Here is a 12,636-nt window from a genome sequence, read left to right on the forward strand (position 1 = left end):
CGCGGGGTGGGCCGACGCGCGCCCCCCCCCACCCGGGGGGGGGGGGCGGGGGGGGCGCCCCGCCGGCGCCCCCCCCCCCCGCCCGCCTGGGTCACTGCGGGGCCAGCCGCTCCGCGAGGCCCGGCTGGGCGTCCAGCCAGGTGCGGACGGCCTGCTGCTCCTTGCCCTTGCCGGTCTCCTGGATCTGCTGCTCCAGACCGGTGAGCTGCTTCTCCGTGAGCTTGAAGTCCTTCAGCCAGGCGCCCACCTCGGGGTTGTCCTCGCTGAAGCCCTTGCGGGCCAGGGTGTGCACGCCGTCGCCCTTGCCCCAGACGCCCTTCGGGTCGGCGAGCTTGGTCAGGTCGTGGGCGGAGTAGGCCCAGTGCGGCGACCAGAGGGTGACGACGACCGGCTCCTCGCGCTCGTACGCGCGCTTGAGCTCGGCGAGCATGCCGGGCGTGGAGCCGTCCACGACCTCGTACTCGCCCTCCAGGCCGTACTCCTTCAGGACCTTGTCCTTCAGGATGCCCATCATCCCGGCGCTGGGCTCGATGCCGACGATGCGGCCCTTGAAGCGGTCGCCCTTGCCCTTGAGGTCGGCGAGGGACTTCACGTCCTTCATGTACGAGGGGACGGACAGCTCCAGGGAGGTCGGGCCGTACCAGGAACCGAGGTCCTCCAGCTTGTTCCCGTACTTCTCCAGGTACTGGGCGTGGGTGACGGGCAGCCAGGCGTCGGTCTGGAAGTCGAGCTGCCCGCCGGCCAGACCGGTGTAGAGCGCGCCGGCCTCCAGCTGCTTGGTCTCGACCTCGTAGCCGCGGCGCTCCAGGAGCTCCTTCCACAGGTAGGTGGAGGCGATGCCCTCGTCCCAGGGGATGTAGCCGATGCTGATCTTCTTGCCGTGGCCGGAGCCCGCGCCGGCGGCCGTGGTCGAGGTGGCGCCGGAGCCGCCGAGGAAGCCGGAGCCGCCCGCGACGAGCGCGAGGACGACGATGCCGACGAGCGCGGTGACGGGCTGCGGGCGGTGGGCCCACAGCTGCGCGGTGCGGCGGCGGGCGGTGACCGCGCGGGCCTTGGCGATCGCGCGGCGGCCGAGCGGGGAGACCTGGCGGCCCAGGGCGCCGGTCATGCGGTCGAGGTACATGGCGAGGACGACGATGGAGACGCCGGCCTCGAAACCGAGGCCGATGTCGACGTTGCCGATGGCCCGGTAGACGGCGCCGCCGAGTCCGCCGCCGCCGACCATGCCGGCGATGACGACCATGGACAGGCCCAGCATGATGACCTGGTTGACGCCGGCCATGATCGTCGGAATGGCGAGCGGCAGCTGCACCCGCACCAGGGTGTCGCGCGGGGTGGTGCCGAACGCCTCGGCGGCCTCGACGAGTTCGGCGTCGACCTGGCGGATGCCGAGCTCGGTCATGCGGACGCCGGGCGGCAGCGCGAAGACGATGGTGGCGATGATGCCGGGGACGACACCGACGCCGAAGAAGATGATGCCGGGAATGAGGTAGACCATCGCCGGCATGGTCTGCATGAAGTCGAGGACGGGCCGCAGCACCGCGCTGACCGTCTTCGAGCGGGCCGCCCAGATGCCGAGGGGCACCGCGATCACGAGGGTGACGAGGGTGGCGACGAGGACCAGCGAGAGCGTCGCCATCGCCTCGTCCCACAGCTGGACGGAGTCGACGAGCGCGAACCCGGCGAAGGCGAGGAGACCGGCGGCGAGGCCGCGCAGCCACCAGGCGACGACGGCGAGGATGCCGGCGAGGAGCAGTGGCTGCGGCGCCGACAGGACGGCGTCGATGCCGTCGTACAGGCCGGTGATGCCGGAGCTGATGGCGTCGAACAGCCAGGAGAACTGCGCCTGGAGCCAGTCGACGGAGCTGTCGACCCAGGAGCCGAGGGGAAGCCTAGGCACTGACGGTCACCTCCTCGGCCGCGAGCCCGCCGAGCACGGCGAGAAGCTTTTCCTTCTGTACGACTCCGAGGGTGGAGCCGCCGGCGTCCTGGACGGTCACCGGGTGCGGGCCCGCGGCGGCGAGGGCGCAGAGGTCGGCGAGGAGCGTGTCCGGGCCGACGACCGGCGCGTCCGGGTCGGCCGGGCCCTCGGCGTCGGTCATGACGGCGGAGGCGGTGAGCACCCGGGAGCGGTCGACGTCCTGGATGAAGGAGGCCACGTAGTCGTCGGCGGGCCGGACGAGGATGTCCTCGGCGGAGCCGAGCTGCACGATCCGGCCGCCGCGCATGACGGCGATGCGGTCGCCGAGGCGCATGGCCTCGTTGAGGTCGTGGGTGATGAAGACGATGGTCTTCTTCAGCTTCTTCTGGAGCACGAGGAGCTGGTCCTGCATGTCGCGGCGGATCAGCGGGTCGAGGGCGCTGAAGGACTCGTCCATGAGGAGCAGGTCGGCGTCGGTGGCGAGCGCCCGGGCCAGGCCCACGCGCTGCTGCATGCCGCCGGAGAGCTCGTCGGGCCAGGACTTCTCCCAGCCGGCCAGGCCGCACAGCTCCAGGGCCTCGGCGGCGCGCTTCTCGCGCTCGGCGCGCGGGACGCCCTGGACCTCCAGGCCGTAGCCGGCGTTCTCCAGGACGGTGCGGTGCGGGAAGAGCGCGAAGTGCTGGAAGACCATGCTGACGCGACGGGAGCGGACCTCGCGCAGCGCGCGGGGGGAGAGCGCGGTGAGGTCCTCGCCGTCATACAGGACGCGGCCGGCGGTCGGTTCGAGCAGGCCGTTGAGCATGCGCAGGAGGGTCGACTTGCCGGATCCGGAGAGGCCCATGACCACGAAGATCTGCCCCGGTTCGACGACGAAGGACGCGTCGACGACGGCGGCGGTGATGCCGTCCTCGCGGAGCGCGTCGCGGTCGGCGCCCGCGACCAGGGCGCGGACGGCGTCGGATTCCTCGGCGGGGCGTCTGCCGAACACCTTGAACAGGTGGTCGGCCTGGAGCCTGGACACATTCACCTCACGGGTAGCAGGGAGGGACGGCCCGCCACCCCCGCGACCGGGCCGTGGAGCGCGGCGGGATCTGCCCGCACACCCGTCGCGTACGGGGCCCCTAGCTCAGGGCCCCTTACCGGGTCCGCTCCGGGCACGCGCCTGCCCCGGGCCTGTGGGCACAAACGCAAAGGTGACGGGGGTCACGAACGCCGTCGAGCGGGACCGCTCCGGCGGCCGGGAACGCACCGAACGGGGAGCGGGGACGGCCGTCCCGGGGGCCGGGGGCGGTCGGTCCCGGCGATCGGCTCCGGCGGCCGGGGGCGGGTGGTCCCGGGGGCCGCCCGGGGCGGGTCGTCCCGGGGCCCCGGGGCGGGCGGGCGTGGGCGGATCCGCCCGGCTGTCGGTGGGGTGGGGCATGATCGGGGGGTGACGCGACGCCTGATGCTCCTGGACACCGCCAGCCTCTACTTCCGCGCGTACTTCGGCGTGCCGGACTCGGTCCGGGCCCCGGACGGGACGCCCGTGAACGCCGTGCGGGGACTGCTCGACTTCATCGGCCGGCTGGTCCAGGACCACCGGCCGGACGACCTGGTGGCCTGCTGGGACGACGACTGGCGGCCGCAGTGGCGGGTGGACCTGATCCCCTCGTACAAGGCGCACCGGGTGGCCGAGGAGACGGCGACCGGGCCGGACGAGGAGGAGATCCCCGACACCCTCTCCCCCCAGGTCCCGGTGATCGAGTCCGTCCTCGCGGCGCTCGGCATCGCCCGGATCGGCGCGGCGGGCTACGAGGCGGACGACGTGATCGGCACGCTGACGGAGCGGGCGAAGGGGCCGGTGGACATCGTCACCGGCGACCGCGACCTCTTCCAGCTCGTCGACGACGAGCGGGCGGTCCGGGTGCTGTACCCGCGCAAGGGCGTCGGCGACTGCGACCTCGTGGACGACGAGCTGATCCGTACCAGATACGGGGTCCGCCCGGACCGTTACGCCGACTTCGCCGCCCTCCGCGGCGACGCCAGCGACGGCCTGCCCGGCGTGAAGGGCATCGGCGAGAAGACGGCCGCGCAGCTGATCACGGAGTACGGCGACCTGGCGGGCGTGCGGGCCGCCGCCGAGGACCGCACCTCGAAGCTCACCCCGGCCAAGCGGCGCGGGATCGTGGAGGCGGCGGCCTACCTGGACGTGGCACCGACCGTCGTACGGGTGGCGCGGGACGTGCCGCTGCCCGATTTCGACCCGGCGCTCCCGGCGGCTCCCCGGGACCCGGCGGCGCTGGAGGAGCTGGCGGCCCGCTGGAACCTGGGCGGCGCGGTGGCCCGGCTGTTGCCGGTGCTCGCGGGCGGCCGTACCGGGACGTGACCGACCCAGGAGTGCTAGCTTAGGCATACCTAAGTCAGTCCCGGGTGGGCCACGCGGCACAACCGCATACCGTCAGGCCCCGCGCAGTCAGGAGAGTCCCGCCGTGGCAGAGCAGCCGGCCCGCAAGGCCCCCAGGGCCACCGAAGCGCAGGTGGTGCGCACCGAGCGGATCACCCCGCACATGGTCCGGGTCGTCCTCGGCGGCCCCGGCCTGGACGGCTTCGACGCCGACGCGTACACCGACCACTACGTGAAGCTGCTCTTCGCCCCCGAGGGGGTGACCTACCAGGAGCCGTTCGACATGGAGCGGATCCGGGCCGAGCGGCCCCGCGAGGAGTGGCCGACCACCCGTACGTACACCGTGCGCGCCTGGGACCCGGTCCACCGTGAGCTGACCCTCGATTTCGTGGTCCACGGCGACGAGGGCCTGGCGGGCCCCTGGGCGGCCCGCGCCCAGGTCGGCGAGACGGTCAGGTTCCTCGGCCCCGGCGGTGGCTACGCCCCGGACCCGGCGGCCGACTGGCACCTCCTCGTCGGCGACGAGAGCGCGCTGCCGGCGATCGCGGTGGCGCTGGAGCGGCTGCCCGCGGGGGCGACGGTGCACGCCTTCGTGGAGATCGAGGACGAGGCCGACGAGCAGAAGTTCGCGACCGAGGCCGGCATCGAGGTGACCTGGCTGCACCGGGCCGGGCGCCCGGTCGGCGAGGCGCTCGTCGCGGCCGTGCGGGAGCTGGACTTCCCGGCGGGCGACGTGCACGCCTTCGTGCACGGCGAGGCCGGCTTCGTGAAGGAGCTCCGCCGCCACCTGCGCGTGGAGCGCCAGGTGGAGCGCGAGCGGCTGTCCATCTCCGGCTACTGGCGCCTGGGCAAGACCGACGAGGCGTGGCGGGCGATCAAGCGCGAGTGGAACGAGCAGGTGGAGCGGGAGCAGGAGCCCCCGCAGAGCGCCTGACCATCCGAACGCACCCGGGAGGGGGCGGGAGCCGACACGGCTCCCGCCCCCTCCCGCGTTTCACTCCACCCGCTCCTTGCCGCCGAAGAGGCGGGACGAGGCGTCGATCTGGGCGAGGCGGCGGAGCGCGCCGAAGAGCGCGTCGCCGAGGACCGTGCCGACGGCGACGCTCTCCACCAGCTCCTCGCGGGCCACGTGGCGGGCGACGTACTCCAGGTCGGCCCGGGCGACCCGCTCGGCCGCGTCCGCGTAGGCGCCGAGGACCTCGCCGAACCGCTCGTGCCCGACGGACTCCAGCGCGGCGAGCGCCACGGCCAGTGCCTCGGCCGCCGGACTGTCCGCATGGCAGCGCCAGTTCCGCTCCTCGATGAGCCCGCCGACCCGCTCGCGCGCCTCGGAGAGAGCCCCCTCCTCCCCCGCGGCGGGCTCGCCGCCGTACCGCGGCACCATGCGCTCGGCCGCCTCGCCCAGCAGGCGGTGCACGGGCCGGCCGGTGTCGTCCACGGCCGCGATCACCTCGCGCACGGCCGCGACGGACAGCCCTCCCACATCGATGAGGGCACGGATGAGGCGGAGCCGCCGCACGTGCGTCTCCTCGTACGCGGCCTGGTTCGGGCTCGTCAGCCGGCCGGCCGGGAGCAGCCCCTCCCGTACGTAGAACTTGATCGTGGGCACCGAGACCCCGGTCCTGCGGCTCAACTCACCGATGCGCACCGCGCGTTCACCTTTCGCCTGCCTTTCCGGCCTTGCCGGGCTCCCCTCCATCATAGATAGTGGCACTATCAGATAGCGGCAAGCGCCACTATCCATACTGACTACGGGGGGATCCGTATGTCCACGCGCACACCCATGCCCGCGTCCACTTCCACGTCCCCGCCCCCGGGCGGCCGCCTGCACCGGCCGCTCCTCTGGTTCGCCGCTTCGATGGGCGTCTTCGCCCTCGTCAGCGCGGGCGGGATCCTGCTCGACGACCGGACCCTGGTCGGCGCCCCGATCTGGTCCAAGCCCTTCAAGTTCGCCGTGTCGTTCGTCGCCTACTCGCTGTCGCTCGCCTGGATGCTGAGCCTGCTGCCGCGAGGACGCCGGACGGGCTGGTGGGCCGGGACCGTCGTCACGGCCGCCGGCGTCCTGGAGATGGTCCTGATCACCCTTCAGGTCGTCCGCGGCCGGCAGAGCCACTTCAACCAGGAGACCCCGTTCGACTCCGCCGTCTTCCAGGCCATGGGCATCACCGTGGTCGTCCTCTGGCTGGCCGCCCTCACCATCGCCGTCCTCCTGCTGCGCGCCCGCATCCTCGACCGCGCCACCGCCTGGGCGGTCCGCCTCTCCTCACTGATCGCCCTCGCCGGCGCCGCCGTCGGCTTCCTCATGGCCCAGCCCACCTCCGACCAACTCTCCGCCACCGACCCGCCGATCGTCGGCGCCCACAGCGTCGGCGTCCCGGACGGCGGCCCCTCCCTCCCGGTCACCGGCTGGGCCACCACCGGCGGCGACCTCCGCATCGCCCACTTCTTCGGCATGCACGCGCTCCAGCTGCTCCCCCTGGTGCTCCTCGTCCTCGCCGCCCTGGCCCCCCGCTTCCCCCGCCTCACCGACCCCCTGCTCCGCCTGCGCCTCGTCCTCACCGCCTCCGCCGCCTACACCGCCGTCTTCGCCCTCCTCACCTGGCAGGCCCTCCGCGGCCAGCCCCTCCTCCACCCCGACGCCACCACCCTCATCACAGCCGCCACGATCGCCACCCTCACCACCGCCGCCACCCTCCTGACCCTCCGAGGGACCCCCTCGGCCCCCTCCCCCACCCCGCCCCCGACCCCGCGCCCCAGCCGCCTACGCTGACGCCATGACCCCATCCGACCGCGCCGTGGGCGCCGTCCTCGGCTCCGCGGTCGGCGACGCATTGGGCGCGCCCTTCGAGTTCGGCCCCGCCGGCATGTTCCGCGCCCGATTCCCCGACGGCGCGGGGGAGTTGTGCGGGGGCGGCGGCTGGGATCCGGGTGAGGCCACGGACGACACCCAGATGGCCGTGCTCGTCGGCGAGTCGCTGCTCGAACGGGGCGGGCTCGACCTGCCGGACGTGTTCGCCCGCTTCCGGCGCTGGGCGGCGGCCGACCCGAAGGACATCGGTCTCCTGACGGAGCGGGTACTGCTGGGCGGCGAGCCGTGGGACCTGGCCGCGGCCCTGGACTTCCAGGTGGAGGGCCGTGGCGCCGGCAACGGCTGCCTGATGCGGGCCTCCACGTCAGCCGTCCACTTCGCGCCCCGGGGGCGTACGGCCACGATGGAGGCAGGCCGCCGGCTCGCCGCCCTGACCCACGGGGACCGGGCGGCCTGGGAAGGCACCGCACTCCTGCACGAGCTGGTCCGGGTCGCCCTCCTCGGCGAGGACCCCCTGGCCGTGATCCCGGACGCCCTGGCCGAACTGGCCCCACGACACCGGGAACGCTGGGCCACGGTCCTGACACCCGGCTGGCGGCCGGAGGACGCGACGGAGTTCAACGGCGCCGTCTGGCCCTGTCTCGGCTCCGCCGTGTGGGCGCTGCGCACCACCGGGACCTTCGAGGACGCCTTGGTGGCCGCCGTGGACCTGGGCGGGGACACGGACACCGTGGCGGCCGTCACCGGCATGCTGGCCGGCGCCGTCCACGGCGCCGGGGCGATCCCGGACCGCTGGACGGCCACGCTGCACGTCCCCCTCCCGGGCTTCGGCGGCCGCGTCCTCGACGCGGACGGACTGCGCGCCCTGGCACTCGCCCTCGTCACCGGCTCGTCGCCGGGCGACCGGAGGGCCGGACGACCGGGCGAGCCGGCCGGGTGACCACGTGCCCGCTGACCCCACTCCCACTCAGTGCCCGGCCTGCTCCTCCCCTCACCCGCGCCGCGCGCGGACCGTGGCCCGTACCTCGCGGTCCGGCTGGAGGGTGAGGCTCGGGACGGGGCGTATCTCCTCGGGGTCCACGTCCAGGTCGTAGCGGCGGGCGAGGACGGCGAGGACGAGCACGGCCTCCACCAGGGCGAAGCGGGTGCCGAGGCAGACGCGGGGGCCGCCGCCGAAGGGGTACCAGGCGTATTCGGGGATCTCCTCGGCCGGCCGGCCCTCGTCGCCGGCGAGCCAGCGCTCGGGGCGGAAGCTGTCGGCGTCGGCGTACCAGCGGGGGTCGCGGTGGGTGGACCACTGGCTGGACCAGACGCGGGTGCCGGGCGGGATCGGGCTGCCGCCCAGGGTGGCGCCTTCCTTGGCGATGCCGGTGAGGAGCCAGATCGTGGGGTAGAGGCGGAGGGTCTCCTTGACCACGGCCTGGGCGTAGGTGAGGGAGGCGTAGTCGTCGTGGCCGGGCTCGTGGTCGGCGAGGACACGGTCGAGCTCCTCGGTGAGCGCCCGCCGGGCCTTCTCGTTGCGGGAGAGGAGGTACCAGGCCCAGACGAGGGTGGAGCTGGTGGTCTCGTGGCCGCCGATGTAGAGGGTGACCGTCTCGTCGCGGATCTCGCGGTCGGAGAGGCGGGCACCGGTCTCGTCCCGGGCGGTGAGGAGCCGGCTGAGGAGGTCGGGGCGGTCCTCGCCGTCACGGTGGCGGGAGACGATGCGGGCGACCTCGGCGTCGATGACGGCGGTGGCCCGCTTGACGCGGGCGCGGCCGGGGGTCGGGATCCAGTCGGGCAGGAGGGCTCCGATGCCGCTGAGTTCGGCCCCGATCTCCTGCTGGGCGATGTCCATGGCCCGGCCGATGGCCTCGGCGTCGGCGGCGGTGTCCGCGCCGAAGATGGTGCGGACGGCGATGAGCTGGGTGAGGGCGGCCATCTCCTTCTTGATGTCGATCCGCTGTCCGTCGGTCCAGCGGTCGGCGAGGGCGACGGCGCATTCCGCCATGGTGGCCGCGTAGGAACGGACCTGCTTGGGGCGGACGGACGGCTGGACGAGGGAGCGCTTGCGGCGCCAGTCGCGGCCCTTGGCGACGACCACGCCGTTGCCGAGGAGGGTGCGGATGGCGATGCCAAGGTCGGGCTGGTCGAAGGTGTTCTCGACCTCGGTGAGGAGTTCGCCGATGGCGTCCGGGTGGGCGATGAAGAGGGCGGGGCTGGGTCCGAAGCGCCAGCGGACGAAGTCGCCCCGGTCCCGGAGCTGTTCGAAGAAGGCGAGGGGGTCCTTCCCGAAGGCGGGGAGGTTGCCGAGGAGCGGCACTCCGCGTGGTCCTTCGGCGATGGTGATCCCCGTCCCTGCGCCGGCGTGCGTGGTCACGTGCGTCCCCTCCCCCTCGCTCTCCCTGTGTACGAGTCCATGCAAGCGGAGGCTCCGGCAGCGCGCCACCCCTGTGGACAACCGCCTGTGGACAACTGCCGGAGTTCGCACGAAAGGGCCCGTGGTGTCCCCACCACGGGCCCTTCGAACGGGAGTTGAGGGGGCGTCAGCCGACCGAGCTGTACGCGACCACTCCGCGCAGGAGCGACTCCACGGCCTTGCGCGCGTTCTTGGAGACCGTGCTGTTCTCCTTCGGTGCCGCGGCGGCGATCTGTCCGAGGACGTCGATGACCTGCTTGCACCAGCGGACGAAGTCGCCGGCGGGCATCTCGGCCTCGCGCAGCACCTCGTCGAGGCTCTTGTCGGAGGCCCACTGGTAGGCGGCCCAGGCGAAGCCGAGGTCGGGTTCGCGCTGGCCGACGCCCTCCGCCTGGTTGATCTTGAATTCCTCTTCCAGGGCGTCGAGGCGGCCCCAGATGCGGACCATCTCGCCGAGCGCTGCCTTGGCCTGGCCGCCGGGCACCTTCGGGGCCACGGCGTCGTCGGCCTGCCGGGCCTCGAAGACGAGGGCGGAGACGCAGGCGGCGAGTTCGGCGGGGGCGAGGCCCTCCCAGACGCCTTCGCGGAGGCACTCGCTGGCGAGCAGGTCGAGTTCGCCGTAGAGGCGGGCGAGCCGCTTGCCGTTGTCGGTGACCTCGTCGGCGCGGAGGTAGTCGAGCTCGGTGAGGAGGGCGACGATCCGGTCGAAGGTGCGGGCGATGGTGTTGGTCCGGCCTTCGATGCGCCGCTCCAGCTGCTTGGTGTCGCGCTGGAGGCGGTGGTAGCGCTCGGCCCAGCGGGCGTGGTCCTCGCGCTCGTCGCAGCCGTGGCAGGCGTGGGCGCGGATGGCCGCGCGCAGGCGGGCGATCTCGCGGTCGTCGGCGGCGCCGGAGCGCTGCTTGCGGTGCCGGTCGGGGTTGATGTGCGCGGCCTTGGAGCGCAGCGCGGAGGCGAGGTCGCGGCGGGACTGCGGGGAGCGCGGGTTGAAGGTCTTGGGGATGCGCATCCGCTCCAGGGCTTCCACCGGGACGGGGAAGTCGATGGAGGCGAGGCGCTTGACCTGTCGCTCGGCGGTGAGGACGAGGGGCCGGGGCCCGTCGTGGTGTTCGAAGCCGCGGTGGCCGTTGGTGCGGCCGGCGGGGATGCCGGGGTCGAGGACGAGGGCGAGACCGGCGAACTTGCCGGTGGGGACGTGGATGACGTCGCCGGGCTTCAGCTTCTCCAGGGAGGCGGCAGCCTGGGAGCGGCGCTGGGCGGCGCCCTGCTTGGCGAGTTCGGTCTCGCGGTCCTTGAGGTCGCGGCGGAGCCGCGCGTACTCCTCGAAGTCTCCGAGGTGGCAGGTCATGCCCTCGCGGTAGCCCTCCAGTCCCTCCTCGTTGCGCTGGACCTGGCGGGAGATGCCGACGACGGAGCGGTCGGCCTGGAACTGGGCGAAGGAGGTCTCCAGGAGCTCCCGGGAGCGGTGCCGGCCGAACTGGTCGACCAGGTTGACCGCCATGTTGTAGGAGGGCCGGAAGCTGGAGCGCAGCGGGTAGGTGCGGGTGCCGGCGAGGCCGGCGAGGTGGTCGGGGTCGAGTCCGCGCTGCCAGAGGACGACGGCGTGGCCCTCGACGTCGATGCCGCGGCGGCCGGCGCGGCCGGTGAGCTGGGTGTACTCGCCCGGGGTGATGTCGGCGTGCTGCTCGCCGTTCCACTTGACGAGCTTCTCCAGGACGACCGACCGGGCGGGCATGTTGATGCCGAGGGCGAGGGTCTCGGTGGCGAAGACGGCCTTGACGAGGCCGCGGACGAAGAGCTCCTCCACGACCTCCTTGAAGGTGGGGAGCATGCCGGCGTGGTGGGCGGCGATGCCGCGCTCCAGCGCCTCCAGCCACTCGTAGTAGCCGAGGACGTGGAGGTCCTCGTCGGGGATGGAGGCGGTGCGGGCCTCGACGATCTCGCGGACGCGGAGGCGGCCGGCGTCGTCGTTGAGCCTGAGGCCGGCGTAGAGGCACTGCTGGACGGCGGCCTCGCAGCCCGCGCGGCTGAAGATGAAGGTGATGGCGGGGAGGAGGCCCTCGGCGTCGAGCCGCTCGATGACCTCGGGGCGGCCGGGGGTCCAGATGCGGGAGCGCTGGCGGCGCTCGCGCTCGCGGTCGGCCTCGCGGATCATCTTGCCGCGGCGGCGGTCGCGCGGGTTGTACGTGCGCGAGTTCTCGGTGCGGGCGAGGCGGAGGAGGTCGGGGTTGACCTCGCGGCGGGAGGCGCCGCGGCCGCCGTGGTCGGTCTCCTCCTCGAAGAGGTCGTACATCCGGCGGCCGGCGAGGACGTGCTGCCAGAGGGGGACGGGGCGGATCTCGGAGACGATGACCTCGGTGTCGCCGCGGACGGTGTCGAGCCAGTCGCCGAACTCCTCGGCGTTGGAGACGGTGGCCGAGAGGGAGACGAGGGTGACCGACTCGGGGAGGTGGATGATCACTTCCTCCCAGACGGCGCCGCGGAAGCGGTCGGAGAGGTAGTGGACCTCGTCCATGACGACGTAGCCGAGGCCGGAGAGCGCCTGGGACCCCGCGTAGAGCATGTTGCGGAGGACCTCGGTGGTCATGACGACGACGGGTGCGTCGCCGTTGACGCTGTTGTCCCCGGTGAGCAGGCCGACCTTGTCGGCGCCGTACCGCTTGACGAGGTCGGCGTACTTCTGGTTCGACAGCGCCTTGATGGGGGTCGTGTAGAAGCACTTGCGGCCCTGGGTGAGGGCGAGGTGGACGGCGAACTCGCCGACGATGGTCTTGCCGGAGCCCGTGGGCGCGGCGACGAGCACGCCCTTGCCCGCTTCGAGAGCCTGGCACGCCTCGATCTGGAACGGGTCCAGTCCGAATTCGTACATCTCTCGGAAGGGGGCCAGTGCGGTGACCTGCTCTGCGTTGCGCGCGAGTGCGGCCGCGTACGGCTCGGCTGGGGTGAGGTCCTCTGTCATCTTGTCATCGAGCCTACCCGCCCCCTCCGACAGTCACGCGATCTTTATCGGGGTCCTCGCAGCGGGCGCCGGCGGGGCCCGGTGGACGGGTTGTCGCAGGTCGGACGCGGAGGGTGAGGGCGCCGCGCATGGCGAAGGCCCCCGGACTCCGGTCCGGGGGCCTCACAGC

9 protein-coding genes are annotated in these 12,636 nt (G+C 73.3%); 4 read left to right on the forward strand and 5 right to left on the reverse strand.

Translation table 11 applies throughout. From position 1 onward, the window contains the following. Positions 1-91: 91 nt before the first annotated feature. On the reverse strand, positions 92-1,900 hold the full coding sequence (locus ACFYT9_RS33430) for an ABC transporter permease/substrate binding protein (RefSeq protein ID WP_389169664.1): 1,809 nt from the start codon (positions 1,898-1,900) through the stop codon (positions 92-94). Beyond that, positions 1,893-2,942, reverse strand: coding sequence for a glycine betaine/L-proline ABC transporter ATP-binding protein (locus ACFYT9_RS33435; RefSeq protein WP_389169667.1), 1,050 nt, complete (start codon positions 2,940-2,942; stop codon positions 1,893-1,895). The genes ACFYT9_RS33430 and ACFYT9_RS33435 overlap by 8 nt, the downstream gene beginning before the upstream one ends. A gap of 423 nt (positions 2,943-3,365) precedes the next feature. Here ACFYT9_RS33435 and ACFYT9_RS33440 point away from each other — a divergent pair, with 423 nt between their 5' ends. Both ACFYT9_RS33440 and ACFYT9_RS33445 read left to right on the forward strand, forming a co-directional pair. Continuing rightward, positions 3,366-4,286 carry a 5'-3' exonuclease H3TH domain-containing protein gene (locus ACFYT9_RS33440; RefSeq protein WP_389169713.1) on the forward strand — a complete coding sequence of 307 codons (921 nt, stop codon included), beginning with the start codon at positions 3,366-3,368 and terminating at the stop codon, positions 4,284-4,286. Between the two features lie 103 nt (positions 4,287-4,389). Beyond that, on the forward strand, positions 4,390-5,238 hold the full coding sequence (locus ACFYT9_RS33445; protein ID WP_389169670.1) for a siderophore-interacting protein: 849 nt from the start codon (positions 4,390-4,392) through the stop codon (positions 5,236-5,238). Between the two features lie 60 nt (positions 5,239-5,298). Here the strand turns inward: ACFYT9_RS33445 and ACFYT9_RS33450 are convergent, their stop codons facing one another. Continuing rightward, positions 5,299-5,952 (reverse strand): MerR family transcriptional regulator, encoded by a 654-nt coding sequence (locus ACFYT9_RS33450; protein ID WP_389169673.1) that lies wholly within the window; start codon positions 5,950-5,952, stop codon positions 5,299-5,301. Between the two features lie 210 nt (positions 5,953-6,162). Between ACFYT9_RS33450 and ACFYT9_RS33455 the strand changes: the two genes are divergently transcribed. Together ACFYT9_RS33455 and ACFYT9_RS33460 are read left to right on the forward strand one after the other, a co-directional pair. After that, entirely contained in the window at positions 6,163-7,074 is a 912-nt protein-coding gene (locus ACFYT9_RS33455) for a hypothetical protein (RefSeq protein WP_389169716.1), read from the forward strand. Between the two features lie 4 nt (positions 7,075-7,078). Then, positions 7,079-8,053 carry an ADP-ribosylglycohydrolase family protein gene (locus ACFYT9_RS33460; protein WP_389169676.1) on the forward strand — a complete coding sequence of 325 codons (975 nt, stop codon included), beginning with the start codon at positions 7,079-7,081 and terminating at the stop codon, positions 8,051-8,053. Between the two features lie 51 nt (positions 8,054-8,104). Here ACFYT9_RS33460 and ACFYT9_RS33465 read toward each other — a convergent pair whose 3' ends face one another. Both ACFYT9_RS33465 and ACFYT9_RS33470 read right to left on the reverse strand, forming a co-directional pair. After that, the gene (locus ACFYT9_RS33465; RefSeq protein ID WP_389169678.1) at positions 8,105-9,472 is read right to left on the reverse strand and encodes a cytochrome P450; all 1,368 of its coding nucleotides are present in this window, start codon (positions 9,470-9,472) and stop codon (positions 8,105-8,107) included. A 166-nt stretch (positions 9,473-9,638) separates the two neighbouring features. After that, entirely contained in the window at positions 9,639-12,467 is a 2,829-nt protein-coding gene (locus ACFYT9_RS33470; protein ID WP_389169681.1) for a DEAD/DEAH box helicase, read from the reverse strand. Positions 12,468-12,636: the final 169 nt, after the last annotated feature.

The sequence above is a fragment of the Streptomyces sp. NPDC004435 genome (genome assembly GCF_042873895.1).
GTDB lineage: Bacteria > Actinomycetota > Actinomycetes > Streptomycetales > Streptomycetaceae > Streptomyces.

Excerpts from the sequence above, each read along its gene's own strand:
- ACFYT9_RS33455 (WP_389169716.1), top strand. The coding sequence starts at position 6,163 with ATGGGCGTCTTCGCCCTCGTCAGCGCGGGCGGGATCCTGCTCGACGAC.
- ACFYT9_RS33470 (WP_389169681.1), bottom strand. The coding sequence starts at position 12,467 with ATGACAGAGGACCTCACCCCAGCCGAGCCGTACGCGGCCGCACTCGCG.
- ACFYT9_RS33460 (WP_389169676.1), top strand. The coding sequence starts at position 7,079 with ATGACCCCATCCGACCGCGCCGTGGGCGCCGTCCTCGGCTCCGCGGTC.
- ACFYT9_RS33440 (WP_389169713.1), top strand. The coding sequence starts at position 3,366 with ATGCTCCTGGACACCGCCAGCCTCTACTTCCGCGCGTACTTCGGCGTG.